We start from the raw sequence: 25,417 nt of genomic DNA, 5'->3' as shown, positions 1-25,417 counted from the left end.
TACTCTTGTTGAACTTGAGCAATAGTTTTATAATCACTAAAAGCTATGAATAACTTCTATCTCTCTTTTGTCACTTTCCGGTTTATGCTATTATTAGGAAATTCTAGAGCCAAGCTATACTCGATGATTTATCTCCAGAAGCAGAAATGCTTGAGGATATTTTGGCAATACTCTATTGTTTTTCAAGTCGGCTATATGGCTTGAGAAAATATAAAACTCAAATAGAAAGCGACCATGAAGTATGTACAAGTCAATCAAAACCAAACTTAAACTAAATAATAAGCAAAAAACGTTCTTAGCCCAACACGCAGGTTATTCAAGGTGGGTTTATAACTGGGGTTTAAGTTTATGGAATGCTGCTTACAAGGATGGTTATAAGCCCAACGCGCGTAAACTGAGAGAGGTTTTTACCAATCACACAAAACCTCTTTATCCCTGGATGAAAAACCTGTCATCTAAAGTTTACCAATATGCTTTCCGAAACTTGGGTGAAGCATTTAAAAGGTTTTTTCAAGGGTTGGGTAAACGTCCACGGTTTAAGAAGAAAGGCAGATCAGATTCTTTCACAATTGATAATTGTGGAAAGCCAGTGGAATTAAACGGATGGAGTCATAAATTACCTTTTATTGGTTGGGTTAAGACTTATGAGCCAATTGAGGCGACTACTCAAAAAATAACCATTAGTAGACAAGCGGGCAATTGGTACTTAAGTTTGAGCTATGAATTTAGTGCAACTCCCACACCAAAAATTACTGATGTTGTAGGTGTTGATTTAGGGGTAAAAACGCTAGCAACACTAAGTACTGGTCAAGCTTTCCCAAGCATTAAACCTTACCGTACAGCTCAAGATAAACTAGCAAAATTGCAACGCGAACTGAGCAGGAAAGTAAAACATTCAAATAACTGGCACAACGCTGTAATCAAGCTAGCTAGACAGCACAGACGAGTAGCTAACATCCGCAAAGATGCACTTCATAAATTGACAACACATTTAGCCAAGAACCACGGCCATGTTGTTATTGAAGACCTTAATGTCTCTGGAATGATGGCTAATCATAAGCTAGCTAAATCAGTTAGCAGATAGTGGTTTTATGAATTTCGTAGGCAGTTAGAATATAAAACTCAGTGGTACGGTTCTGAGTTAGTAGTAGCTGATAGGTTTTTCCCGTCCTCAAAAACTTGCTCGAATTGTGGTCATGTTCAAGATATGCCATTGCATTTGAGGACTTATGATTGCCCAGAGTGTGGCTTGTCAATAGATAGAGATTTAAATGCTAGTATAAATTTGAGACATGCGGTCGGCTTGACCGTTAATGCCTGTGGATGAGAAACCGCCGACGGCCTCAGTAGAAGCAGGAAGTAAACATCAAGTTGTTGCGTTATGTGACACTTTGTATCAGTTTTATGGAGCAGTAACTTATGATATCGACCAAATCTTTGCCTTTGAGTTGGGAAGAACTACAACAACTCGCCACATTTGAGCGAGATACGGTGAACGGACCAACTAATTCCCAAGCAAGATTGCGGCTGTTTGGACAAGCTGAATCAGATGTGCGAGTTACTCTTTATCGCGATCATCATGCTTGGTGTCCTTATTGCCAAAAAGTGTGGCTGTGGTTAGAGGAAAAGCAGATTCCGTACCGTATAGAGAAAGTCACTATGTTCTGTTATGGAACGAAAGAAAAGTGGTATAAGCAAAAGGTGCGATCAGGAATGCTTCCTGCACTAGAACTTGACGGTCAGTTAATTACAGAAAGTGATGATATCTTATTAGCATTAGAAAACGCATTTGGCCCATTAAATCAGATAGGAATGGGCGATAGCCAAGCGCTGCCTCTGCGCCAGCTAGAACGCCTACTGTTTCGTGGCTGGTGTACTTGGTTGTGCTACCCCACGCGATCGCAAAGGGAGGAACAACGCAGTCGAGATCAATTTACCACCATAGTGGCTCAAGTTGAAGCGGCTCTAGCCAGTACTCCAGGACCTTATTTTCTGGAAGAATTTGGTATAGTTGATGTGGTTTTTACTCCCTATGTCGAGCGGATGAATGCCAGCCTCTACTATTACAAAGGCTATTCATTGCGGGAAGAAAACCCAAAGTTCTCTGATTGGTTTGATGCTATGGAAACCCGATCCACCTATCGAGGGACACAAAGCGATTTTCATACCCATGCCCACGATTTACCACCGCAAATGGGCGGATGCTATGCTAACCAAGAATCTCAAACTGAGATTAATCAAAAACGAGTTGATTGCGGTCCTTGGTTCGGATTACCAGATGTTATGTATCCAGAACCAGAAACGTCTCGAACAGAAGCTCTGCACCGGACGATCAAGCATCGTCATAATATCATTCGCGTTAATCCAGCGGACGATCGCCTTTTTGATGAAGCCTTGCGTTGCGCTCTGACTTACATGATGACAGGAGAACTCTGTCCGCCACCATCAGCTTCCGATCCAGCCCTGCGCTACCTGCGCGATCGTATTAGTGTACCGAGAGATATGTCCATCTATGCCGCCAAACGACTGAGAGAAGCATTAGAAACCACGGCAGCTCTATCTGGCGATCGCCAAGGAATACCCATTCCGGTGCGCGATCGGCGCGACCAAAATCCCGCTGATTTCGCCCAAATTTAACAATGGAGTGGGATTTCCCCTCTTCAAATCTTGGATTGTAGAGGGGATGAGAGAGACTCCCTATTTGATTTTCAACACGACTTACGCAAACACCAGTTGTGGTAGGGGCGAACGGCCGTTCGCCCCTACAGATAGTGTCTGGTCTAATATTTTGCGTAAGTCCTGTTTCAATAAAGGACATGGGGGTTGACATCCTCCCCGGCCTAAAGGCACGGGGATTCCTACTGAGCCGTAGCTCTTCGGCGGGTTGACGCTTTGCTTCGCATAGCTGTCGCTAACACAGGGTGCTGCTTCCTTGGCGGTAGTCTGACGCTTCCCTCCACGTCCGTTTAGAGTTTCCGAGTGCCCCTCGGCAACTAATAATAGTGTAGCATATATTCAATTCACTTGCAAATAAAATAAAAAGTCGCCCTACAAGGGCGAGGCTTTAAACCCAATTTTTCGGTAAATAACGGCTATGAAACCTTGGTATTGAAGGCAAGAAAAAACCGAGTTTAATTTCAATCTGCTTCCCTTTTGCTTGACAATAGAAAACTTATTGTTCCAAAAATTTTATCTAAATCGCTAATAGTAATTCTCAACTTGCTTTTTGTGAATTCATCGGATACTAATTTTCCAAATTGCCATAATTCTCCATCCGTTACTATCCCATACACGGGAAGTTCCTCGGCTTTATTTAATTTTTGCACGGCAATCAACTCAGCTAGACATTGCCCCCATCCCTCACTAAAATCATTCTTTTTTGCTTCAACAACAACGACGATCGGAAAACCCAAAACGGTTTTACCTAATTCTGATTTTGTTGAGAACAAGTAATCAGGTGCTCCATTTAGTTTAGCATCGTATGTTATGGACTTGTGGCTCCAAAGAGTATATTTATCAACAAAAGTTTTATAAACTTCCCTTAAAATTGGATAAATAATATTTTCGCATCTTGAGTATTCAGATGTGTATATATCCATGTTCTGTTCGCTGAATTTCAATTCCTTAACAAACAGATCGGAAGGTTTTAAATCGGTAATTTCAATAAAGTCTGCTTCCAAATACTTGATCTTATACTCTTCTTGAACTTGAGCAATAGTTTTATAATCACTAAAAGCCATGAATAACCCCTATTTTATCAGGACTTACGCAGAACCACCATATTTGGTAGGGGCAAATGGCATTTGCCCTCTACAGATAGCGTATTATTTCATAATTTGCATAATATCATGTCCGCTTAATTAGGGATAAAAAAATTTTTCCTTGTAATACCCTATTTTTATTCCTCTTCTCCGCTCTAACTCCTATACAGGCGTTTTGCTGCGCAACATATAAAGTGCAGCTTTGCGGAGCGCAAATGCCATTTGCTTCGCATAACTATCGTTAACGCCCTTACGACTCCCTAATGGCTTTGTTGCATGAAAGTAGCGTTCTTAACATCCATTCCGCAGTTATATCGCTCTATTTAGATTGATGTTCTATCGATCTATTGGACAATAGTTATTGCTCTGGTAATTGATGATCGCTCTGTTGAGATTGATGTTCTATTGGACAATAGTTATTGCTCTGGTAATTGATGATCGCTCTGTTGAGATTGATGTTCTATTGGACAATAGTTATTGCTCTGGTAATTGATGATCGCTCTGTTGAGATTGATGTTCTATTGGACAATAGTTATTGCTCTGGTAATTGATGATCGCTCTGTTGAGATTGATGTTCTATTGGACAATAGTTATTGCTCTGGTAATTGATGATCGCTCTGTTGAGATTGATGTTCTATTGGACAATAGTTATTGCTCTACTAATTGATGATCGCTCTGTTGAGATTGATGTTCTATTGGACAATAGTTATTGCTCTGGTAATTGATGATCGCTCTGTTGAGATTGATGTTCTATTGGACAATAGTTATTGCTCTACTAATTGATGATCGCTCTGTTGAGATTGATGTTCTATTGGACAATAGTTATTGCTCTGCTAATTGATGATCGCTCTGTTGAGATTGATGTTCTATTGGACAATAGTTATTGCTCTGGTAATTGATGATCGCTCTGTTGAGATTGATGTTCTATTGGACAATAGTTATTGCTCTGGTAATTGATGATCGCTCTGTTGAGATTGATGTTCTATTGGACAATAGTTATTGCTCTGGTAATTGGCGATCGCTCTGTTGAGATTGATGTTCTATTGGACAATAGTTATTGCTCTGGTAATTGGCGATCGCTCTGTTGAGATTGATGTTCTATTGGACAATAGTTATTGCTCTGGTAATTGATGATCGCTCTGTTGAGATTGATGTTCTATTGGACAATAGTTATTGCTCTGGTAATTGGCGATCGCTCTGTTGAGATTGATGTTCTATTGGACAATAGTTATTGCTCTGGTAATTGATGATCGCTCTGTTGAGATTGATGTTCTATTGGACAATAGTTATTGCTCTACTAATTGGCGATCGCTCTGTTGAGATTGATGTTCTATTGGACAATAGTTATTGCTCTGCTAATTGATGATCGCTCTGTTGAGATTGATGTTCTATTGGACAATAGTTATTGCTCTGGTAATTGATGATCGCTCTGTTGAGATTGATGTTCTATTGGACAATAGTTATTGCTCTGCTAATTGACGATCGCTCTGTTGAGATTGATGTTCTATTGGACAATAGTTATTGCTCTACTAATTGGCGATCGCTCTGTTGAGATTGATGTTCTATTGGACAATAGTTATTGCTCTACTAATTGGCGATCGCTCTGTTGAGATTGATGTTCTATTGGATATTGGAATTTTTGTTTTTTATCAAATTTATCCTGTTGTTTTCTTAATATTTTTACATCACTTACTGGACCTTTTTCTCCTACTATTACATCCACTATTTCTGTTCCTTTTGGTGTCGTTATTATTTGATTTTTACTCATTATGATTTTTCTTGTTTCCTGAGTAATATTTTTCTTGGTTTTTATATTCACTTGGTCTTTCTCTACCTTGTTCTGTACTATCTACAATTAATTCTAATTCTGTTAATATCTCCTTTACCCATTCCAATACCTAAAACTTTTTTTTTACTTGTTCTAATAAACTTGCTGGCAGTAATTCTCTGAGAATATCTATCCAGAGCGCGAAAAATATTATTAGCACTTGATTCACTTATACCAAAGTTAATTCCTAATGTTTGACAAGTTGGTACTTGATGTAAATAAAATCACGTTAAAATTATTTCTTCTTCCTTTGTTAAATTCTTTTTTCTTCCTCCACCTGCTTTAATTAATCTTTTTTCTGTTTTGGCGTTGGCGGAGCAAGTGCGGCAGCTACATCGCCTCCTTTTTTTCTGATTCTATTCTTTGGGCATTTTCTATTAATTTTATTAGCTGTTCATAAGTAATACCAATAATTCTTTTTGTTTATGAGTGGATGATTATAAATATATTCTAAAGTTGGATTCATTTGGGAGACTGTATACATAAATGGTTTTGATAATTTTACCTTATTTTCTATTTTGGAGATGTCTAATATAGACTCTTACCTTTGAATACTGAAACGCTGTAGTGTCATCACACTACCTTCACCCCCCAATATATTTATGCTGATAAGCATTGCTACCTTTTTTCACCCCCTTCATCCTCCCACTCTAAAACAACATCTTCATAAATAGCATTTAGCGATAAGGTAATTCCCAAACTCATCAACTCAATCGTATCACCTTCACTGTAAGGAATGAATCGCCACTCTCCAACAGCATCCCGCCGAAAAATCTCAACCGTTTTGGTTTCAGAACTCACTAAAACATATTCTTGTAGGGTTGAGAGACGACGGTACAGGGCAAACTTACCACCGCGATCGCGTAGCGTCTCCGAAGGAGAATCGTAAGCCTCCGTACTGGGAGAAAGCACCTCAATAATGACACAGGGATAGCGGATAAATTGTCGGGCGGTACGATCGCGCTCATCGCAGCTAATACTAAGGTCTGGATAGGTAAACGGTCCCTCGTCAGTAATGCCCACCTTGGCATCAGAGTTACGCACCTTGCAGCGCCCCCGTAACGGTTCTCGTAACAGGCTTGCCAAATTTAGGGCAATGTCTGCATGGGGCAAAGTTCCCCCTGCCATCGCAAAAGCTTCCCCATTAAAATATTCGTAGCGTAGTGGTTGTTGGACTTCCCATTCCAAATATTCCTGTGGTGTTAAGTGGGGGACAACTCTGGCAGTATCTTGCTTCATGGCATATTACCCAAACAATATGTTTATATTTTAGGCGATAGATTTTCATCAAAAAGTAATTTCGTGTGGATAACGATCGCCAAGCTATTCGGTTTAGCATAGGGCTAGACAGGGAAACGTTCAAGGATGAGTTGAGTTAATCCTGTGGTACGTTTGCGCTTTGTTAACACACCTTACTGCTGTCACTTGATTGGTTCCGCAAAGGGTTTTGGCGCTCTACGCAGGAACAGAGATTATCTATTTATTAATAGATAATCTCTGCTAACGCACCCTAAGTTATCAGTGATCGTACTCAGGTAACCTTTATGTACTTTGGTGCTTTTAAATAGGCAAATTCACTAAATTCTGCTTTTGCTCCATACACACCATCAGCTCCTTTTACTGAGTTTTTTTTGATTTGGGATTGATTCAATGATCTTCATCTCATTTGGAAAAATTCTTAACCAATCATCTACAAAACCCATGAATATCCATTCTGCACAACCGTTCAGTTTAGTTTTGACTGCAGTTGCCATTTCCTCATTAAAACGTACTCCCTCGCGATCATACTCCACTAAATGTATACCCGTTACATTAGTTCCAGTACGCCCAACCACACCTAGACAAGATGAAAATGGTGAAAATTGAATTCTTTCACCTGTTCCATATTCCATCTCTTTAATTATCATTGCATTTTCTGCCTGACGAAAATTGTAAGCCATGTCATTTCTCCTTAACTCTTGTTTACACACTATGTATTAGACCGCATGTACATTTTAGCTGAAACAATCCACTACACGATCACTGCTCACACTCTTGAAAAGCCAAAAAAGACATACAACGGATGAATGTCTAGTGCTACCTCTAGCACCAAACATTCGCGTAGACCGTCTGCCAACTAATTAATCCGGAACGTAGCCCCAGATAACCCAGTCGCCATTGGCGTTTACTGTTTCTGCGGTGCTCACAGCACCAGCATCATTTGCCACATTCGCTAAGTCACTTTCTGAGGTATCACCGGTACCGATAGACTTCCACTTATAGCCTGGAAAGACTACGCTCTTGTTGTCCCCTAAAACAGTGAACTGAGTCCCTTCGATATTCAGACCTACAGATGCTCCGACACCAACTTTAGCTTGGTTCAATGCCTCAGCCACAAGGTCATTTCCGTAGAAATTACCGATTAACACCCAGTTAGTATCCGCTGCCATTGCAACAGAGGGGAAAAGACAGGAAAAAGCGATAACAGACGCTAACAAAGCCGAAAAAAAACGTAAAAACATATTTTTTGGTCTCCTAAGATAGGGTTGAATTAGTTTTGATTAGACGTTTAGAAAGCATGTTCAGGATAACTCCTTTGAGCAGCATATTATCTAGCACTTGTAGTCCTACACCGAATTTATGCGTGTGATTGTGCAAATATCGGACAATCTGCTTATTGATTATACCTCTCCAGAAAAGGTTCTGATACCCTTACGCTACCCTTCCCAAATACTTATTTTTGGAGAAGTCAATTAGTGTAGCCCCAGATAATCCAGTTGGCATCTGAGTCTATTGTTACTGTTGCGCTCGCAGCACCTTGCTCGTTTGCTATTATTGCTATCCTTTTATATATATCTACAGGATTAGAAAATTTGCTAGGTTGGAGCGTATTTAAGTATTTCCAAGTATAACCAGGCTTAGTTATGCTACTGCTGTTTCCAAAAATAATAAGATCTTTTAGTGAGCTACTTAGCTCTACAGATGCTCCGACACCAACTCCAGCATAGTTCAATTTATCAGCCACAGATTTATTGATATCGATATTGTTATCTTTCTTATAGTCTCGTATCTGACCGATGAACTCCCAGTTGGTATCTGCTGCCGCAACAGAGGGGAAAAGACAGGAAAAAGCGATAACAGACGCTAACAAAGCCGAAAAAAACGTAAAAGCATATTTTTGGGTTTCCTAAGATAGGGTTGAATTAGTTTTGACTAGACGTTGAGACAGCATGTCCAGGATAACTCCTTTGAGCAGCATATTATCTAGCACTTGTAGTCCTACACCGAATTTTGGGGTGTGATTGTGCAAATACTGGATCATCTGCTTATTGAGTAGCTCCCCTGTAAACTGCTTGTCTAAATAAGACGATTTCCAACAAGAATTTCTGACTTGTTTGACTTATTTTTTTGTTCTAATTTGATTAGACGTTGAGACAGCGTGTCCAGGATAACTCCTTTGAGCAGCTTATGGTCTAGCACTTGTGGTATAACACCAAATTTGGCCGTGTGATTGTGCAAATACTGGACAATCTGCTGATTGAGTAGCTTGCCTGTAAACTGCTTGTGTAAATAAGACGATTTCCCAGAAGAATTTCTGACTTCTTTGACTTATTTTTTTTTTTGACTTAAATTCCTTTTTCTAGGCGTAGTGGGCCAGCAAGGTGAAAACAGCTCAATCTAAATTCTAAGCGATCGCTTCATTATTCAATTGTTGCTTCGAGCAATCTTAACTTACACTGGCGCAGGAGTCGCCACATTAGTTTTAAGATAAGCCCCTTGCCCCAAATGCTGTAACTTGGGATAACAACTCCGGTAATGCGCCTCACTCACAAACAACCACATAATACGAGTCCGCCGATTCTGCGGCGGTGCAGGGCAAGGAGCATAACCATCAGTGTAAATAATCAGACCATCATAATCCCGGTGTTCCTCCAGATACGCCAAAACCGGGCTAAAATTCGTCCCACCTCGTCCCGTTAACTGAATCTCCCGCTGGGCGCGACGGAACGTCATCACATCAGTTGTAATCTCAGCATCAAATTGAATCACATCGATCGCCTCCACGCCATAATTAAAAAAGCGATTCACCACCGAAAACCCCTGCCGTAGCTCCTCCGTCCCCATCGAGCCACTAACATCAATGGCAAACAGCAAACGGGTAGTAAAGTCACGACGACTGCCCATATAAGCAAACCCATAGCGACGATTTGGTTTCATCCGGGTTAGTCGCCGCTGTTGGCTGAGGATAGAGGTGCGAAACTTGCGCAAAACCGCCCGATAGTCCAGCTTGGGGTGCAGATTCGCCAAAATCTGTTCCCGCAACTTGCCCCCAATGCTGCCCCAACTGTCATTCACTTGAGCCATTCTCACCAGATCATCCAGGCGATCGCTCAACAATTCATCTCGATCCCACTGGTTAGTATTTTCAACACCGCTAAGGTTTGGATCGGTATAGACTGAGAGGAGATCCGGAGGGCTATCGTTGGATTCTGAAGTCGGCTCAGAATCCTCTGCCAATTCTGGTTCAAATGATTCAGATTGAGCAGAACCAGATGATCCAGATCCAGGTGCGGCATCAGTTCCCCCCTTTCCTGCTCCCGATTCTCCAGAGACTGCTTCCTCCGGACTGGGGGGCTGTTGGTCAAGCAGCTTGTGGTAGTAAAACTCGAAGAATTGTTGATCGTAGCTGCGATTTCCAAAGACATCCCGCGCCCGAGGAAACGGCAGCTCAGTTTGCAAATATTCCTGGAGCGTTAAATTGCTGGCAGCATAGCTAATCGCGGAGTGAGCTTGGCGACGACTGTAGGGGTGTTTCAGAAGAATCCGTAGTGCTTCAAAGCGCAGGGTAGCTTCCAGGTGGCGATCGCTCAACTGCTCAATAAAATCTGGATTGTACTCAATTCGGCCCCGTTGAACGCGAATCGTTTGAATGCGTGGCTCAGAAACTAAAGCATGACTCGTCCAGGTGGCTAGCAACAGTGGCTCAATGAGCAGCCACTTTTCCACAATCCGAGCAATGCGGTGACGGGCGATCGGTTTCGTTCTCATATCGCATTTAATATGGTTAATTTGAGTTGCTAGTTATAAATATAGCAGTTTTGATCCCCCTAAATCCCCCTTAATAAGGGGGACTTCCGGATTCTCCCCCCTTATTAAGCATAGCTTAATAAACATCTTTCTTAACATAAAATTTGACACAATCGACAAGTTATGTACTAGCCTTTCAAAGATTTTTGCCAGAGAAAAAGTGGATTAAAAAGTAGATTTTTTTGATAACTTAAGTAGTTTTTCCTATTCCATATTGATTCTTTCTCCCTTCTCCCCTGCTCCCTACTCCCCTTCCCCTCCACCGGAGGGGTTAGGGGTGGGTCACACAAGGTTTTCAGGAGTTCCTTATAAGGGATAGCTTATTAAGGGGGGCTGGGGGGATCGAATTCATAACTAGCAAATTTAGTTATAGTTATCAACACCTTTCTCATATAGTTTTTGCTGCAAAAATATCTGCAGCGCTCAGTTGCAATTCCGGGAAAGCCAAAGACTCAATCCTGTCGTTTCCGGTAAACAGCGTTACCTGATACTCCCCATCCACCAGTTGGTAAACAGAGAGAGTCGGTTGTTTGGGATTGCCGATAAACCGCCGACCGCCTAAACCCAGATAATCCACAATCCAGTATTCGGGTATACCCATCAGTTCGTATTCCCCGACTTTCCTTAGATAATCATCTTGCCAGTTTGTACTGACAACCTCTATCGCCAATCCCACGGAATTTCCCTTGGTAATAATTGATTCTTTCTGCCAACGGGGTTCCTCTGCCAGTTGCGCTTTATTGAGGACAATAATGTCAGGTTGGTAACCTGATTCGTCATGGATCGGTTTCAGCAAGCAATCGCCTGGAATTGCGAAAGGTAATTCGTAACGCTTGATGTGAATTCCCAGTTTTCCGATTAAAAAACCGATAATGGCAGAATGTTCTCCAGTTCCTAAAGGTATTTTGACAATTGCTCCATTGTGTAGTTCATATTTATCGGTCGAGTTTTCCGGATACCAGTCAACAAATTCATCGAATGATACGGGTGTTGTTAAAGTTGCAATCATAGTTATTCAGTACGAAAGATTAAGACAAGAGAGGGTTTGGGGATATAGAGAAGGATTTTGGTTCATACCTCGATCGCCTCCAAATACTCCGATAAAAAGTCAATCAAATCCATCGATTCAGCGACAAACCCCATGGCATCGCTAAATTTAGGACCCTGAACTAGGGAGGAAAAATGGGCGATCGCCTCCTGTTGTTTAGCCTTACGGAGATACTGGAGATATTTTAACAGATTTTTGCGGGCATTATCTGCTTTTGTTTCCGGGCAATGCCCGGTATTGAGCCAGAGTAACACCCGTTCGTTCAAACTGGCAAAGTCCTGAATATCCAAGTCTTTGAGCTGTTTGGAATACTTAGAATATTGCAACAGGAGTTGCTCAGGCCCCAGACCCCGTTGGGTAGCGAGGCTTTGACGAAAGGCTATACTAGCCCGACTCCCCACCATGCCGGCAATCAGTTTGAAGTGAATATCCTCCAGTTTTGTATGGTTGCGAACAAAATCCGCAACTTTGACCCAAGCGCGGCGATCGGGGGTTTTGATTAAGCCTGCGGTAGCGATCGCCACATCCGCATCCGGGTTGTCACCATCAAGATACTCCGGATGCTGTTGGATAAATGTCAGCACCCGTGAATCGATATCCTGCCCGGAAGCCCAAAGCAGCCAATCTTCCACCGTCGGCACAAACTCGTAGAGATTGAACCGTGACACCAGAGCCGGATCGAGTTCGGTCAGTTGATATTCTTCCCCCGCATTCACTGCAGCAATCACAATACTGCCAGGGGGTAGGGGTTTACCAGCCAAGGTTTTGTTGAGCGTCAGGTCTTGAACCGCCTGCAAAATTTCAGGGCGAGCCCGGTTAAGTTCGTCCAGAAAAAGTACCACCGGGCGATCGGGGTCAGGCCACCAGTAGGGGGGTAAAAAAACGGAACGACCTGTTTTCTCATCTTTATGCAACAAGCCAATCAAATCCCCAGGATCGCTCATCTGACCCAAAAAGAATGGGATTACAGGCAGTTTCTGACGCTGACGGTAGAAATGGCTAATAATTTCTGATTTGCCAATACCATGCTTGCCCACCAGGAGGATATTTTGCTCCGGTGGGGTCAGTTCCAGAACTTGATAGAGTTCGCGGGCATCAATACGAATCATTTAACAATTAATAATTAATAATTAATAATTAATAATTAACAATTAACAACTAATACTTGGTGATTTAAAAATGCAAGCTTCATCGCTTGCTAGCCATCCAATTCTTCATTGTACATTGTTATATCATGTTCGGATAATCAGTTATAAATAAAATTTAAGGACTGACAATACCGACTGTACCAAAGAAATACTGAAATTATCAATACTATTACCCAATATTTCCTCTTTTTCTCCTTTCTTCCCCTCCTGGGAGGGGCGAGGGGTGGGTTGACTCCTGACTTCCCCTCCTCCAGGGAGGAGGGGCGAGGGTGGGTTGACTCCTGACTCCTCACAACAGTTATTTATAAGTATTCAACCGAACATGATATTAATTGTTCATTGATATAACTACAAATCCTGATGACGAACCCAGTCAGAACGGCGATAACCCCGCTTGAGATGGGTTTTAAAGCGAACACCGCTGTTGTAAGTTTCGCGGAGAGCCTGAATTGCAGTGCGCAATTTGGGCAGCACCTCCTTGAACTGGTTAAAGGGAATCAAAATAGCAAAGTAATCGTTGTCAGACAGACGAATAATCAGCTTCAGCTTAATACTATCGACTTCGGTGGCAAAGTCAAATCCATCTTCCTTGGCAATTTTACGCACCTGAGCCAAGATAGCTTGCACTTTCAAGTCTTTCTGTTTTTGGCGCTTGGCAGCCTGTGCTTTTTGCCGATCAACCCGCTGCAAAAATGCTTGGACTAGAGCAACCACCTCACCAATGTCTGAAACGGGGGCGGGCGATCGCTCTCTGCCCAACTCTACCCATAGCTGTTGCTCCGGACTCCTGAGCAAATGTAAATGGGTATGATCTCGATACCAGCGATCGCTTGATTCTTCCAGCAGAATAGAACAACAGAGAGTGTTGCTGGGAGGCTTGTCTCCATTTGCCCCCCCTTGGAAACGACTATAATGATGACAGTTATCATTCCGCTTAACGCCAGCGAGAGACTCAACTCTGGCCAACAACTCTTCCGCCAGTTCTCGGGCTTGTTCGGGGTCAACATTAAGGGGTTTTTCCCCCGATATATTCTCCCGGAGGAGCTTTTGCAAACTTCGTGATGTGATGGACATAAGATAAACGACCTTCTTTCGCTAACATTTGACGATAACAGAAATCACAGCGGGTTTAATACCAATTTCATAAAATACTGCTACAGTCATGACACAGGGAACAGGGAACACCGGAGCTGGGAACAGGGAAATAAAAACATAAGAAAAAGATGAAAAAAGGGTTTAATTTTTATATTTTATAGCATTTATATTTTTTTATTGTAGGAATAAATCACAAATTAAGATGTAACTACCTTTTTGAAATTTGGTATAATATCATGTTCGGATAATTAGTTATAAATCAAATTTAAGGACTGACAATACCGACAGTACCAAAGAAATACTGAAATTATCTTTACTTTTCCCCAATATTTCCTCTTTTTCTCCTTTCTTCCCTCCTGACTCCTGACTCCTGACTCCTGACTCCTCACAAGAGTTATTTATAAGTATTCAACCGAACATGATATAAAACCTCTCCTTTTAAGGGGAAAAAAAGCGGTCGAGGGATGGCGAAGAGACCTCGCCATATCCAATCGACCAAGAGAAGAAATAATATTTCCTGATATTCAATTCCGTAACGGTTTTAACCAGAGGTAATTATCAATTTTATCAATTAATGAATATTCCTAATTTGAGGTTGAGTAGGGTACTACCTCACCCAACCTACAAAAAAAACTAAAACTATTTAACTGAAATCGTCAGGAATGATACCCAACTCTCGCAGTTTCGCTAGTAAGCGATCGCTTTGTTTTTTAGCTGCTGCTAACTCTTCTTTAACTGCTGCTACCTCCTGTTCAGCATTGGTAGCTTGTTGTTTAGCTGCTGCTGCCTCTTGTTCGGCATTGGTAGCTCGTTGTTCAGCATTGGTAGCTTGTTGTTTAGCTACTGCTGCCTCCTCTTTAGCTACTGCTGCTTCCTCTTTAGCTGCTGCTTCCTTCTCTTCTAAAGTTGGTATCAAATCTCCTTCTGGGGTCATCCACCGCAACCAGAGTCTATCTCTATCCTTGTAACTTCCCTGCCACAAACCCAGACTGAGTTCTACCTCCGGAAGCAACAAACGTCCCTCATTCAACTCTGCCCTTTGGTAGCGATCGCCCACTAAATGAAAGGCCTGCATTTCATTTGTATAGCGACTGAAGGTAACATAATAAGGAACTTTCAGAATACTCTCGTAAACTTCCCACTTAGTCGGAGGTTTTCCCGGTTCTCCTATTGTCTCTCCTAAGTCTTCATCTTCTGTACCTGGAGATAATAACTCGACTACTACCAACGGGTTAATTTTTTCGTCCCAAACTACATAACTTAAGCGCATATCCGATTGTTTATACCACCTTGGCACTCCCACAACTGCAAACCAGTCTGGACGTTTGTACCATTTAGGATGTTTGACATCGTAGTAGAGATTCATATCGGTGCCACAAAACAATTTATCGGGATACCAGTTGCGCGGTTGGAAAGTTTCGCGCAAAAGTTCAGGTTGAAAGTCATGAAATTCGTCTGGCAAACCAGGTTCCTCCGGGTTTTCGCTTGGTAAGTCATACATGGTAGGCAAAGTTTCCTTTGCTGGCAGTTGTGGTTCATGTTGAACGGATATATTAGTCATATTATTGCTCTCGACATAGTTTTTATAGTTTGAAAAGCGACCCTATCTGCGCGTACTTTTTCCCATGCTTACATAATAACACACTATGCTTGATAAATGCGAACATAGTTAAAAAAAATTTGATCTAGCAACCGCTAAGGCGGCACGCGACAATTAGTGCGAGCATCTTGCTCGCGTCTTGCTCGTCATATCTTGCTCGCGTCATAAATCATCATAATTACTGGATGTCCTAACTATAGTGGCGACTGCTATAAATCTAAAGTCAGCATTATATTTTGGTTGAAAGCGATCGCCCTGCAAAAATAAGGCAAGTGAGTGAGCATTTCTCCATTTACTCAAAATAATGATACAATAGGAAGCATTCCCAAAACATTTATGTTCAGAGAATAATATGACAAAATATCCATATCCCCCACTGGTTTTAGAACCGGAACAGTACAACACCCTACTCCAATTAGCGACTCAAAAACATCAGACACTCTCTGAAGTAGCTGTGGAAGTAGTGCGTCTGGGATTAGAAACCCTGAAACAAAGAGGCGATGGAACTTCTGATGAAGGCGATCGCCAATCTCAAAAAGCTTTAGAACGTTTAAATTCTCTCCGAGCAGAAATACAACAAACTCATGGTATCTATTCGGGCGATCTGGTTGCGGAAGTTAGAACCGAACGAGAAGAGCAAAGGTCGAAAATAATTACAGGGGAACTATGAAAATTGTACCTCTCTTAAACAAGAGCGATCGCCCCTTCCCAAACAAACGATATTTTAAGAGCGACCGCGCAGCGTTGCGGATGCAAAATCGCCTTTTATTCAAGACTGTTGAACCCTACTTCCCGTAACGCACCACTTATTTACTCAATGGTAAGTATTCAAACCGATCTTGATATTCATTGACAAAGGAAGCACCTGCAATAATAATTAATTCTGTGAGAATTTCACCAATATTTTTGGATGGATCGATGATAAAAATTCCAGGTATATGACGACCTTCTGCCAGATGATCTGCCAGATGTTTAGGCATAGATTTTCGATTGTTTGTCACTAAGATGAAATTATGAGTCTCACACCAAATTAAAATCTCTGGATCGAGAGTTTCTTTTGGAGGAGCGTCTGGATCGCCAATCATTCTGACAACAAGACCGGGTGCTTGACTGGTTGGGTTCGGTACAGGGGGGCGATATGCTCATCAAGCAAATCTTGAATTGTCATACAGTGTTCCCTGACTCAGTGTACTCTTGCTGAACATCTGCTTCTGCTTTTAATTTGCGAAATCTCTGCCGTGCAGGGGAAGGATTACGCATTTGCTCTTCCCGTTGTTGGCGACAAAATTCTAGCCAGTCAGCTAAGTAAATTCTGACTTCCTCTTTGTTGTGTAAATAGTAGAGGATGGTGGCGTAGACATCTTCCAGGGTAATAGTCTCAAATTGTTCAGCAATTTCTTCGGGAGTTTTAGCACGATAAATGTATTCATAGAGAACACTTTCGATACCAATGCGGCTACCTTTGATGCGGATATCATCAGGCGCTAGGAAATTGAAGTAGTCTTGGATTTGCATTATTGCTTATTAAAAAATTACGGCATAATCTCAAAAAATTGACAATGCTTAGGTCGAAATAGCTGAAAGTCTCTTCGATCCAAAGTCAAGACTTTCGTAATTTCCAAATATTCTGCTGCAAGGTACTGATAACTGATAACTGATAACTGATAACTGAATAAAACCATCCTGATTTTTCCCTAATTTCTCCTTGTAAAATTTCCTCAGAATTAGTTGCTAAATCTGGGGAAGCAGCAAATAAACCAATTAAAGGTTCGGTTTCTAAGTTCCTATTTTGATGGCTAAATTCTAAATCAGGTTGGGATTGATAATTAGCAGATTTTGTTTGCTCTTTCATTTGAGCTATGATTTTTTCCATTAGCCATATTTTATCTTCCAAAGATAAGTTATTAATGGCATTTTCTAGCAATAGCCATTTAGATGAAACCATTATGATTGTTGTGATATGGGAAATAAATTACAATATTATTTTGATGATTATAACACAATGAGATACTGATAACTGATAACTGATAACTGATAACTGAATTAAGCGGTATACTCCTAAAAAGAAAAAAACAACTCCTCGCCGTAATTGGGGGAATTGCTTTTTGGACAAAATGACTAAGGGTTATAAGGCCAAACCAAAGGGTAGGGAAGGGGTTCCTGGACAGTTGAACTTAGACCTAGAGGGGTATCAGGAGGTGTACCAGGTAGACCCGTTGGGAAGTTGGTTTGGCTCAAAGGCTGCTCATACATTCATTACAGCAAATGGGGCGGCGATGATGGGTTGACGACTTGTATTGGGATGATGCCAATATTTTATTTCTCCCTTTCAAATCCCTTTCAAATCTATATTACCTCATACAACGACTTTTTTTCGTTTAATAACGAAATAGACATTGTTTATTTTCCAAATCATTATAACCACCATTATTTCCACAACATTCCACAAATTCCTGGTATTGACCCAACTCGTAAGCGAAAAACCTGGGTTTATACTCAAATACTACAATAGCCTTACTTTCCCAGCACGCAATGGCACCTTCAGGCGAACCACCAGCAAAAGCTTGAGTAGGAACCCCTAATACCACAGCCACAGCCAGTAACATACAGAACAATCCAGCAACTAATCTTTTCATTTGTTTTTTCCCAATACAAAGAACACTATCTACTATAAACTTTTTTCTTTAAACTAATTTTTCTCTATCTTTATTTTATTTTTTATAGATTTTATAATTGATTGTGTTTATTAATTTAACGATTAAAGCTTTAAACTGTGAGTAACAAGCAAATTTTTTGAATGCCAAAAGTCTTTTCCAGCAAATTCTATGGGATTACGAAATTCAGTGTATTTATAGGGTTGAGGTGCAGGAAATTTAGAGGTGGTTAATCTGGCGATCGCTTGATCAAGGGAAATCAAGGTAGCAGTAGCAGCAGCTATTCCAGTTCCTAAAAATGTTCGTCTACTTATCCTGAATTTTCGGGTATTTGGTTCTGAACTCAGCTCCAGAATATAGTCTTTGGATTCTGGATCATAAGGTTCTCCATTAATATAATAATGTCTGAGACCTCCACCCGATGCTCTGGAAAAACGAACCTTTTGTGGTATATTCAAAGAACCTTTTCCAGAACTCTTAATCTCGCGATCGCTAATCTGTTATTCGCTCAACAAATTGATAATGGATAATGATGAAAATTTTAAACTTTGAGTAACAAGCAAACTTTTTGAATGCAAAAAGTCTTCAATTTAGCTTTGGTAGGGTGCGTTAATGAAATGTAACGCACCACCTATTATGTCTTTGGTGCGTTACGCTGGCGCTAACACACCCTACTGGACTAGGGGGTTAGGTTTTTTCACACAGTCTCCGCCGCAGTAGTCTGCACTGCAGGTTGCGGCTGGAACTGGAACATAGAATAAACCACATTCCTCCGAATATCCGTCATCATATCCAAAAACAACTCATAACCCTCACTCTTATACTCAATCAACGGATCTTTCTGACCATAACCCCGCAAACCAACAGACTCCCGCAACGCATCCATCTGCTGCAAATGCTCCCGCCACAAAGTATCAATCTGCTGCAAAATAAAGAAACGTTCCGCATCTCGCATCAAACCACCACGAATCTGATTAACCTGCGCCTCCTTAATATCATAAGCATTCCTCACCTGCTCGTGCATAAAAGTCTTAATATCATCCATCGACAAATCAAACAACTGTTCCGGAGTTAAATCTGCCAACAAATACACAAACTCCTTCACCTTACTTACCAACTTATCCAACTCCCACTCTTCCGAAGGCAACTCAGGATTAATATACGCCTCCACAATATCATCCATAGTTTGCTCCGCATACTTAATCACCTGTTCCTTCAAATCCCTACCTTCCAATACCCGTCGGCGTTCCGCATAAATTGCCCGACGTTGATTATTCATCACCTCGTCATACTCAAACACCTGCTTCCGCATATCATAATAATAAGTTTCCACCTTCTTCTGAGCGCCTTCCAACGAACGAGTCAATAACCCAGATTCAATTGGCATATCTTCCTCAACCCCAAACGCTTGCATCATTCCAGCAACACGATCGCCACCAAAAATCCGTAATAAATTATCGTCCAAACTCAAGAAAAATCTAGTCGAACCAGGGTCTCCTTGTCGTCCCGCTCTACCTCGCAACTGATTATCAATACGCCTTGACTCGTGACGCTCAGTACCAATAACGTGCAACCCACCCAGACTTATTACATTATCATGTTCCTTATCTGTATAGCCTTCATATTCTTTGCGAATCAAATTGTACACCTCCCGTAACTTTTGAATTACCGGGTCTTGAATAGGAGCTTTTTCCGCAGCGATCGCCACTTTATCTTCCACCACCAACTCAGGTAGCGCTCTCTCTCCCCACTCTTGCACCGCAAAACTTACCGTCTCCTTCAACATCTTTTCAGTTTGTGGCGACAACTTAACTGGAAAAATTTCTGGCGACACTTTCCAGGTTTTCACCTTCTTCTGTTCGCCAAAACCTTTAGCTGAATTTTGCTTTTTAGCTCCTTGTACCCGCATCATACCCATACCATCATCTTCTTCAGGTTTAACAACCCTCGGCATCAAATACTCCCGTACTTTCAACCTTGCCATATACTCAGCATTTCCGCCCAAAATAATATCAGTACCTCGACCTGCCATATTAGTAGCAATAGTGACTGTACCCTTACCCCCTGCTTGTGCCACAATTTCTGACTCTCGCTCCACATTTTCTGGTTTCGCATTCAGCAGTTGGTGGGGAATTTTCAGTTGAGCAAGTAACCTAGACAGTAACTCTGATTTTTCCACACTGGTTGTACCCACCAAAACTGGGCGACCTGCGGTGTGCATTTCCGCACATTCATTAGCGATCGCTTGCCATTTCCCTTTTTCTGTTTTATAAACCACATCAGATAAATCTGCTCTACCAGTTGGTCTATTAGTCGGAACAATTGTCACTTGTAGATTATAAATCTTCTCAAATTCCGTTTCCTCTGTTTTTGCCGTTCCCGTCATCCCCGATAATTTCGGATAAAGTAAGAAGAAATTTTGATAAGTAATAGTTGCCAACGTTTGAGTTTCTGGTTGAATATCCACCCTTTCTTTAGCCTCGATCGCCTGATGCAAACCATCACTCCAACGTCGTCCTGGCATTACTCTTCCTGTAAATTCATCAACAATAACTACTTCCTCATCACGAACAATATAGTTAACATCTTTGATAAATAACTCTTTTGCCTTCAAAGCATTAAATACAAAATGTGCCCAAGGATCTTCCGGGTTATATAAATCTTGTACTCCCAACAACTCTTCTGCTTGAGCAAAACCCTCATCGCTCAACAACACATTACGAGCTTTTTCATCTACTTCATAATGTTCTTTTTCTTTATCCAAAGCTGCTGCAATTTCTGCCGCTTTAATATACTTTTCACTAGGTCTTTCTACCTGCCCAGAAATAATCAGAGGAGTCCGTGCTTCATCTACTAATACTGAGTCAACTTCATCAATAGTGCAAAAATTAAATGGACGTTGTACTACCTCATCCATGCTAGTTGCCATATTATCGCGCAAGTAGTCAAATCCAACTTCACTGTTAGTCGCATAAGTAATATCACAAGCATAATTTCTTTTCCGTTCTTCTGGATTCATTCCCTGTTGAATTAACCCCACAGTTAAACCCAGAAACCTATGCACTTGTCCCATCCATTCCGCATCTCGTCTAGCTAAGTAGTCATTAACCGTAATTACATGGACGCCTTTACCTGCTAGGCCATTTAAATATGCTGGTAGAGTCGATACAAGAGTTTTACCCTCCCCTGTTTTCATTTCTGCGATTTGGCCTTGATGCAAAATGATGCCCCCCAAAAGTTGGACATCAAAGTGTCGCATACCTAGCACTCGCTTTCCTGCTTCTCGGACTACTGCAAAAGCTTCAGGTAGAATTTCTTGTAATATTTCTTTTTCTTCATCCTTAGATGTTGCTTTTTCTAGAGCTTGTCTAAATTCTCCTGTTTTAGCCCTTAGCTCTTCATCTGAAAGTTGTTGAATATCTTCTTCGAGAATATTAATCTCTGTCACCCAAGGTTGAAATTTCTTGAGTTTGCGTGCGTTGGGGTCTCCGAGAAGTTTTTTGAACATAGTTGTTATTTAAGTTAAATTCCAATGATGAATTGCCAAAATGGTCATTTTATATACCATTTTTTATAAATTTTGTCAAAATATAGCGCTGTGCGCAGCTCATCTGGCAACAGGCAACAGGCAATAGGCAACAGGGGGAATAAAAAACCGATAATATAAGGCTTTTAGCTATTGGACAGTTATTGTAATTTGTACATAAGCCAGCGCACATTGCTATATCTTTATTTAGAACTATTTGGTTGTTAAAAAATGGGTATGAATTATTTTATATTTTATTTCGCGCCAGTGGCTTTCATATTATTTTTCAACTAATCCCTAATTCCATTATTTTTGACTTTTAATTTTGAGTTTATAATTATCCTAACTACATTTTTGTTGTGTTCTAGGTAGGGAATACATCACCTCATAGCGCTACGCGCATAAGGGAGCAGTCAGATTGGCGATATACAGTCACAAGTCAGAAGTCAAAAGTCAAAAGTTATCTGTAGGGGCGAATGGCATTTGCGCTCCGCAGACCTGCCGCTAACGCACTAGCTATATAAAGTTATAAAGTAATCCCTGACTTACTTTGAGGATTTATAGATGCCCTAATATCAAATCCGTTGAATTGGACATCAAAAAATTATTCAATCGTCATAACTACGCTCATCTTTGTGATTCCCTCTTATCCTGACTCCTGACTCCTTTAATATCGCTCCCTCCTACAATTAAACGACAAGCTAGAAGTTGGGTATTTAATACCAATTCACTTAAAAAATGTCATAAATAGTAGGTAACTGATAAAGTAAAATAATAAGCTAAAATTGCTGTATCGTAGACGTTTGAAGTACCTAAAATATGACTTCTGAATTCAAACTTCTAACTTTTGACTTTTGACTTTTGACTTTTGACTTCATTCAGGCCATTCTGAACTTAAAGTCCGAAAGTCAAATTTTGGAGCGCTAGGATGACAAGAAACACAACCCTTAATATTCACATTTTGAGGAAATTCTACTCTGGGATGAAGTGCTTTGAAATAACGAGAACCAGAAATTCTGTAAGGTATTCTTTCCTCTTGCTGTGATTTGGCACGAGAAGATACTTGTAGGTAATTCCAAATAAGTTGACGAGGTGGATCTACAAGAGTAGGGAGTTGTATACCGTAATGTTGATAATCCTCTAGAATTATTTTCCAACTTTCTGTGGGAAGGACTTGAGGTGGCACTGGAATATGACAAGTAGTACAATTTTCTAAATATAATGACAGTCCTAATTGGTGACGTTTGGGAACCACATCAACATTACTCATTATTTGAGGCTCAATTTGTGAAATATTTGTTGCAGTAGAAACTTTTGCCATAACCAAACCACAACTTGCACTGCATAAAAATATGAGTAGTAAGAGTAAAAAAATAGATGGTCGTCGTCTACCTTTATTTCTGAGATTAGATATTGGCATTAATATAATCTCTGTGCTAAATACTTCATTATTTTTTGTTACTTTAACTAGCTATCAGCTATCAGGCTAAAAAGGTAGTGTATAGATAATGGTATCTCAAAGCTTGGGTTATTCATTCCCTTCCCGTTCCGGAATGCTCCGCTTTCCGCGCAAAGCTGACCCCTGAACTGCTGAGGTGCTAAACGCTTTCTAAAGAATTGGAATTGTCATACCTTCTTTTGCTACTAACCCATTGGGAAATACTGACTGGAGAGCAACTTGAACTTCATCCAATAAATTGTCATTATGAGAAGGGTCATGTTGAAACATAACTATTTGTTTAACTCCTGCTTTTTTTGCTATTTCCACACCTACTTCCCAAGTAGAATGTCCCCAACCAATTTTAGGGGATTGAGGATTATAATATTCCTCATTTGTGTAGGTAGCATCATAAATAAGTAAATCAGCTTTACGAGCTAGATGAAGTACATTTTCATCAAAACGATCTTCATAATGTTCTGTATCTGGACAATAAACTACAGTTTTACCCTGCCAACAAATTCTATATCCAATGGCAAAATTAGGATGATTTAGAGGAGCTGTTTCAATCTCAATATCATCAATCCTAATTACATCTCCAGTGCTAAAGTCATAAAACTTCATCTCAGAACCCATTACCTGTAAAGGAATAGGAAAGTTAGGATTGACCATTTGATCGGATAAACATTCCTTAATTGTAGTCCCATCAGGTGCTATGGCCCCATGTATGTGAAACTTATTGACTGGCACAAATGCAGGAACAAAAAATGGGAATCCTTGAATATGGTCCCAGTGAGTATGACTAAAGAATATATGAGCTTCCACTGGCATTTGCTTCATTAGGCTTAAACCCAATACTCTTAAACCTGTACCTCCATCAAAAATCAAACGCTTTTCCCCTACGCGCATTTCTACACAGGAGGTATTACCACCATAGCGAACTGTACTACTACCAGGGGTAGGTATACTACCTCGTACACCCCAGAATTCAACTACAAACTTGGTTTGCAAGGAGGCTGACTGAGTATCTATCTCCTCAGATTGTGATATTGGGGCTGAGTGCTCTGAAGACTGCATATTTCTGTGTTTCAGACTTGCGGTTAATACGAATCTGTTAAGAAATTCTTAACTATCAATTGAGATTATTCTAGCAAAATCAAGTACTAATGGTTGCTAGTATATATATAAATATGTAATTTAGTCTAGAAAGCAATACTTGACAATCATAAAATTTTTATTATTTATTTGGAAAAATGTTATTGTTAGACTTTTATAACTATTAGCCTTTATTAATATCTCTGTATAATTAAGCTATAATAAATAGCAGATTAGTAAATTAAGTAAATATATATTCAAAAAATTATAACTTGTCAATTTGGATAACTGGGGGTTGATAAGTCGGTTGATTTTGATGATTTTACCAAAAAAATACTAAAACCTGTGGAAACATTATAATTTTTTCTCCCACCCTTTTGTTGTCCGTTAGGTAAATATCGGATAAGTTTATACTTTAAATAAAATCACAAACTGTTATCAAAATCATCAGTGTGAAGTCAAAATCATTTTTTATGAAACATGAATAATTTTCAATTCTATTCATCAGAAAAATTAGATTTGCTTCAAGTTCAAGACAAGCTATCGACATGGTTTTCAGTTCATGTTCGAGTCCCTAGGGTCATTTCAGTTATCAGTTATCAGTTATCAGTACCTCTGTCTGTCTGTTTGCGCAGCATGACCTAGGAAAGCATCGGGATTGAAATATTGAACTTGATTTTCTCTTAGTCGATTGGATATAGCAAGGAAACCTCGCCATCCCACCCTCCGGGAAGCTGCGCTACGACCGCTTTCTCATCCCCTTAAAAGGGAAGGCTTGAGACCCTATTTTTTGGTCAAACATATTCTTGAGAGTAGAAAAAATAGCACAGAAGCTAGCACAATATTATGACATAAACCAGGAAAAAGCTCAACTGGCAGTATTGATGACACGCCCTAGCTAAATATTTTTCTCCTCATGTATTATTACAAATTAATTGCTCACTCAGAGGGTTGAGAAATAGATTTAGTATCATAAGTCTATCCTCATTTGCTTAATGCAAATTTCAGTGTAATTGTGGCCAAATACACTGATAATCAAAAAAGGGTGGGGCATCAAGAACAAGGAGATTTTAGCAGCGATAACTAATCATATATTTAGAAGAGCGAGCTATGAATCTGCTGAGTTGGATAATTTTTCTCGCAGATACTTTGAAACC

General features: G+C 40.4%; 25 protein-coding genes and 2 pseudogenes. 6 read left to right on the top strand and 21 right to left on the bottom strand.

Features of this window, described 5'->3' with window-relative positions; all coding sequences use genetic code 11:
• Window positions 1-116: 116 nt before the first annotated feature.
• The 4 genes and pseudogenes from SAGCYANO_RS50560 to SAGCYANO_RS21475 form a co-directional block, all read left to right on the top strand.
• Window positions 117-275 (top strand): annotated as a pseudogene (locus tag SAGCYANO_RS50560) (IS607 family transposase); the annotation flags it as partial.
• Window positions 242-1,327, top strand: a pseudogene (locus SAGCYANO_RS21485) (RNA-guided endonuclease InsQ/TnpB family protein). The pseudogenes SAGCYANO_RS50560 and SAGCYANO_RS21485, both read left to right, overlap by 34 nt.
• Complete coding sequence (locus tag SAGCYANO_RS21480; protein ID WP_202221924.1) at window positions 1,314-1,481, top strand: hypothetical protein; 168 nt, start codon at window positions 1,314-1,316, stop codon at window positions 1,479-1,481. Before SAGCYANO_RS21485 ends, SAGCYANO_RS21480 begins: the two are co-directional and overlap by 14 nt.
• Window positions 1,420-2,637, top strand: coding sequence for a glutathione S-transferase family protein (locus SAGCYANO_RS21475; protein ID WP_202221923.1), 1,218 nt, complete (start codon window positions 1,420-1,422; stop codon window positions 2,635-2,637). The genes SAGCYANO_RS21480 and SAGCYANO_RS21475 overlap by 62 nt, the downstream gene beginning before the upstream one ends.
• Before the next feature lie 500 nt (window positions 2,638-3,137).
• On the opposite strand, the gene SAGCYANO_RS21470 is transcribed toward SAGCYANO_RS21475, so the two are convergent.
• The 13 genes from SAGCYANO_RS21470 to SAGCYANO_RS21410 all read right to left on the bottom strand — a co-directional run bounded on the left by SAGCYANO_RS21470 (window position 3,138) and on the right by SAGCYANO_RS21410 (window position 15,847).
• Window positions 3,138-3,740, bottom strand: a complete 603-nt coding sequence (locus SAGCYANO_RS21470) for a hypothetical protein (RefSeq protein WP_202221922.1) — start codon at window positions 3,738-3,740, stop codon at window positions 3,138-3,140.
• Window positions 3,741-5,337: 1,597 nt separating this feature from the next.
• A complete protein-coding gene (locus SAGCYANO_RS45195) occupies window positions 5,338-5,529 on the bottom strand; it encodes a transposase family protein (protein ID WP_237396473.1) in 192 nt (63 codons plus the stop codon).
• Entirely contained in the window at window positions 5,522-5,656 is a 135-nt protein-coding gene (locus tag SAGCYANO_RS45190) for a transposase family protein (RefSeq protein ID WP_237396471.1), read from the bottom strand. Before SAGCYANO_RS45190 ends, SAGCYANO_RS45195 begins: the two co-directional genes overlap by 8 nt.
• Before the next feature lie 551 nt (window positions 5,657-6,207).
• Complete coding sequence (locus SAGCYANO_RS21455) at window positions 6,208-6,828, bottom strand: Uma2 family endonuclease (RefSeq protein WP_202221921.1); 621 nt, start codon at window positions 6,826-6,828, stop codon at window positions 6,208-6,210.
• A 368-nt stretch (window positions 6,829-7,196) separates the two neighbouring features.
• On the bottom strand, window positions 7,197-7,529 hold the full coding sequence (locus SAGCYANO_RS21450) for a hypothetical protein (RefSeq protein WP_202221920.1): 333 nt from the start codon (window positions 7,527-7,529) through the stop codon (window positions 7,197-7,199).
• Window positions 7,530-7,709: 180 nt separating this feature from the next.
• Window positions 7,710-8,090: a hypothetical protein gene (locus SAGCYANO_RS21445; protein WP_202221919.1), complete on the bottom strand. Its 381-nt coding sequence runs from the start codon at window positions 8,088-8,090 to the stop codon at window positions 7,710-7,712.
• Window positions 8,091-8,317: 227 nt separating this feature from the next.
• Window positions 8,318-8,719: a hypothetical protein gene (locus SAGCYANO_RS21440; RefSeq protein WP_202221918.1), complete on the bottom strand. Its 402-nt coding sequence runs from the start codon at window positions 8,717-8,719 to the stop codon at window positions 8,318-8,320.
• Between the two features lie 581 nt (window positions 8,720-9,300).
• Window positions 9,301-10,617 (bottom strand): VWA-like domain-containing protein, encoded by a 1,317-nt coding sequence (locus SAGCYANO_RS21435; RefSeq protein WP_202221917.1) that lies wholly within the window; start codon window positions 10,615-10,617, stop codon window positions 9,301-9,303.
• 427 nt (window positions 10,618-11,044) lie between these two features.
• On the bottom strand, window positions 11,045-11,665 hold the full coding sequence (locus SAGCYANO_RS21430) for a Uma2 family endonuclease (RefSeq protein ID WP_202221916.1): 621 nt from the start codon (window positions 11,663-11,665) through the stop codon (window positions 11,045-11,047).
• 62 nt (window positions 11,666-11,727) lie between these two features.
• Window positions 11,728-12,813 carry an AAA family ATPase gene (locus tag SAGCYANO_RS21425; protein WP_202221915.1) on the bottom strand — a complete coding sequence of 362 codons (1,086 nt, stop codon included), beginning with the start codon at window positions 12,811-12,813 and terminating at the stop codon, window positions 11,728-11,730.
• Between the two features lie 387 nt (window positions 12,814-13,200).
• Window positions 13,201-13,926 carry a hypothetical protein gene (locus SAGCYANO_RS21420; protein ID WP_202221914.1) on the bottom strand — a complete coding sequence of 242 codons (726 nt, stop codon included), beginning with the start codon at window positions 13,924-13,926 and terminating at the stop codon, window positions 13,201-13,203.
• A 664-nt stretch (window positions 13,927-14,590) separates the two neighbouring features.
• Entirely contained in the window at window positions 14,591-15,508 is a 918-nt protein-coding gene (locus SAGCYANO_RS21415; RefSeq protein ID WP_202221913.1) for a Uma2 family endonuclease, read from the bottom strand.
• Between the two features lie 201 nt (window positions 15,509-15,709).
• On the bottom strand, window positions 15,710-15,847 hold the full coding sequence (locus SAGCYANO_RS21410) for a hypothetical protein (RefSeq protein WP_202221912.1): 138 nt from the start codon (window positions 15,845-15,847) through the stop codon (window positions 15,710-15,712).
• Window positions 15,848-15,899: 52 nt separating this feature from the next.
• Here SAGCYANO_RS21410 and SAGCYANO_RS21405 point away from each other — a divergent pair, with 52 nt between their 5' ends.
• Complete coding sequence (locus SAGCYANO_RS21405) at window positions 15,900-16,217, top strand: hypothetical protein (RefSeq protein WP_202221911.1); 318 nt, start codon at window positions 15,900-15,902, stop codon at window positions 16,215-16,217.
• Window positions 16,218-16,353: 136 nt separating this feature from the next.
• Here the strand turns inward: SAGCYANO_RS21405 and SAGCYANO_RS21400 are convergent, their stop codons facing one another.
• The 3 genes from SAGCYANO_RS21400 to SAGCYANO_RS21390 form a co-directional block, all read right to left on the bottom strand.
• Complete coding sequence (locus SAGCYANO_RS21400; RefSeq protein ID WP_237396469.1) at window positions 16,354-16,632, bottom strand: DUF5615 family PIN-like protein; 279 nt, start codon at window positions 16,630-16,632, stop codon at window positions 16,354-16,356.
• A gap of 79 nt (window positions 16,633-16,711) precedes the next feature.
• A complete protein-coding gene (locus tag SAGCYANO_RS21395) occupies window positions 16,712-17,062 on the bottom strand; it encodes a DUF433 domain-containing protein (protein WP_202221910.1) in 351 nt (116 codons plus the stop codon).
• 85 nt (window positions 17,063-17,147) lie between these two features.
• On the bottom strand, window positions 17,148-17,492 hold the full coding sequence (locus SAGCYANO_RS21390; protein WP_202221909.1) for a hypothetical protein: 345 nt from the start codon (window positions 17,490-17,492) through the stop codon (window positions 17,148-17,150).
• Between the two features lie 169 nt (window positions 17,493-17,661).
• Here SAGCYANO_RS21390 and SAGCYANO_RS21385 point away from each other — a divergent pair, with 169 nt between their 5' ends.
• Window positions 17,662-17,835, top strand: coding sequence for a hypothetical protein (locus tag SAGCYANO_RS21385; RefSeq protein ID WP_202221908.1), 174 nt, complete (start codon window positions 17,662-17,664; stop codon window positions 17,833-17,835).
• A 90-nt stretch (window positions 17,836-17,925) separates the two neighbouring features.
• On the opposite strand, the gene SAGCYANO_RS21380 is transcribed toward SAGCYANO_RS21385, so the two are convergent.
• From SAGCYANO_RS21380 to SAGCYANO_RS21360, 5 genes are all read right to left on the bottom strand, one after another.
• The gene (locus SAGCYANO_RS21380) at window positions 17,926-18,183 is read right to left on the bottom strand and encodes a hypothetical protein (protein ID WP_202221907.1); all 258 of its coding nucleotides are present in this window, start codon (window positions 18,181-18,183) and stop codon (window positions 17,926-17,928) included.
• Between the two features lie 122 nt (window positions 18,184-18,305).
• Window positions 18,306-18,659: a hypothetical protein gene (locus SAGCYANO_RS21375; protein ID WP_202221906.1), complete on the bottom strand. Its 354-nt coding sequence runs from the start codon at window positions 18,657-18,659 to the stop codon at window positions 18,306-18,308.
• A gap of 239 nt (window positions 18,660-18,898) precedes the next feature.
• Window positions 18,899-21,709 carry a preprotein translocase subunit SecA gene (gene secA / locus SAGCYANO_RS21370; RefSeq protein WP_202221905.1) on the bottom strand — a complete coding sequence of 937 codons (2,811 nt, stop codon included), beginning with the start codon at window positions 21,707-21,709 and terminating at the stop codon, window positions 18,899-18,901.
• Window positions 21,710-22,601: 892 nt separating this feature from the next.
• On the bottom strand, window positions 22,602-23,147 hold the full coding sequence (locus tag SAGCYANO_RS21365) for a diheme cytochrome C (protein ID WP_202221904.1): 546 nt from the start codon (window positions 23,145-23,147) through the stop codon (window positions 22,602-22,604).
• Between the two features lie 189 nt (window positions 23,148-23,336).
• The gene (locus SAGCYANO_RS21360; protein ID WP_202221903.1) at window positions 23,337-24,242 is read right to left on the bottom strand and encodes an MBL fold metallo-hydrolase; all 906 of its coding nucleotides are present in this window, start codon (window positions 24,240-24,242) and stop codon (window positions 23,337-23,339) included.
• Between the last annotated feature and the right edge of the window lie 1,175 nt (window positions 24,243-25,417).

This window comes from Okeania sp. KiyG1 (assembly GCF_014132355.1).
GTDB lineage: Bacteria > Cyanobacteriota > Cyanobacteriia > Cyanobacteriales > Microcoleaceae > Okeania.
This window is presented reverse-complemented; position numbering and strand designations above follow the sequence as displayed.

Excerpts from the sequence above, each read along its gene's own strand:
- SAGCYANO_RS21480 (WP_202221924.1), top strand. The coding sequence starts at position 1,314 with ATGCCTGTGGATGAGAAACCGCCGACGGCCTCAGTAGAAGCAGGAAGT.
- SAGCYANO_RS21475 (WP_202221923.1), top strand. The coding sequence starts at position 1,420 with ATGATATCGACCAAATCTTTGCCTTTGAGTTGGGAAGAACTACAACAA.
- SAGCYANO_RS21470 (WP_202221922.1), bottom strand. The coding sequence starts at position 3,740 with ATGGCTTTTAGTGATTATAAAACTATTGCTCAAGTTCAAGAAGAGTAT.
- SAGCYANO_RS45195 (WP_237396473.1), bottom strand. The coding sequence starts at position 5,529 with ATGAGTAAAAATCAAATAATAACGACACCAAAAGGAACAGAAATAGTG.
- SAGCYANO_RS21455 (WP_202221921.1), bottom strand. The coding sequence starts at position 6,828 with ATGAAGCAAGATACTGCCAGAGTTGTCCCCCACTTAACACCACAGGAA.
- SAGCYANO_RS21450 (WP_202221920.1), bottom strand. The coding sequence starts at position 7,529 with ATGGCTTACAATTTTCGTCAGGCAGAAAATGCAATGATAATTAAAGAG.
- SAGCYANO_RS21445 (WP_202221919.1), bottom strand. The coding sequence starts at position 8,090 with ATGTTTTTACGTTTTTTTTCGGCTTTGTTAGCGTCTGTTATCGCTTTT.
- SAGCYANO_RS21435 (WP_202221917.1), bottom strand. The coding sequence starts at position 10,617 with ATGAGAACGAAACCGATCGCCCGTCACCGCATTGCTCGGATTGTGGAA.
- SAGCYANO_RS21430 (WP_202221916.1), bottom strand. The coding sequence starts at position 11,665 with ATGATTGCAACTTTAACAACACCCGTATCATTCGATGAATTTGTTGAC.
- SAGCYANO_RS21425 (WP_202221915.1), bottom strand. The coding sequence starts at position 12,813 with ATGATTCGTATTGATGCCCGCGAACTCTATCAAGTTCTGGAACTGACC.
- SAGCYANO_RS21420 (WP_202221914.1), bottom strand. The coding sequence starts at position 13,926 with ATGTCCATCACATCACGAAGTTTGCAAAAGCTCCTCCGGGAGAATATA.
- SAGCYANO_RS21415 (WP_202221913.1), bottom strand. The coding sequence starts at position 15,508 with ATGACTAATATATCCGTTCAACATGAACCACAACTGCCAGCAAAGGAA.
- SAGCYANO_RS21405 (WP_202221911.1), top strand. The coding sequence starts at position 15,900 with ATGACAAAATATCCATATCCCCCACTGGTTTTAGAACCGGAACAGTAC.
- SAGCYANO_RS21400 (WP_237396469.1), bottom strand. The coding sequence starts at position 16,632 with ATGATTGGCGATCCAGACGCTCCTCCAAAAGAAACTCTCGATCCAGAG.
- SAGCYANO_RS21395 (WP_202221910.1), bottom strand. The coding sequence starts at position 17,062 with ATGCAAATCCAAGACTACTTCAATTTCCTAGCGCCTGATGATATCCGC.
- SAGCYANO_RS21390 (WP_202221909.1), bottom strand. The coding sequence starts at position 17,492 with ATGGTTTCATCTAAATGGCTATTGCTAGAAAATGCCATTAATAACTTA.
- SAGCYANO_RS21385 (WP_202221908.1), top strand. The coding sequence starts at position 17,662 with ATGACTAAGGGTTATAAGGCCAAACCAAAGGGTAGGGAAGGGGTTCCT.
- SAGCYANO_RS21380 (WP_202221907.1), bottom strand. The coding sequence starts at position 18,183 with ATGAAAAGATTAGTTGCTGGATTGTTCTGTATGTTACTGGCTGTGGCT.
- secA (WP_202221905.1), bottom strand. The coding sequence starts at position 21,709 with ATGTTCAAAAAACTTCTCGGAGACCCCAACGCACGCAAACTCAAGAAA.
- SAGCYANO_RS21365 (WP_202221904.1), bottom strand. The coding sequence starts at position 23,147 with ATGCCAATATCTAATCTCAGAAATAAAGGTAGACGACGACCATCTATT.
- SAGCYANO_RS21360 (WP_202221903.1), bottom strand. The coding sequence starts at position 24,242 with ATGCAGTCTTCAGAGCACTCAGCCCCAATATCACAATCTGAGGAGATA.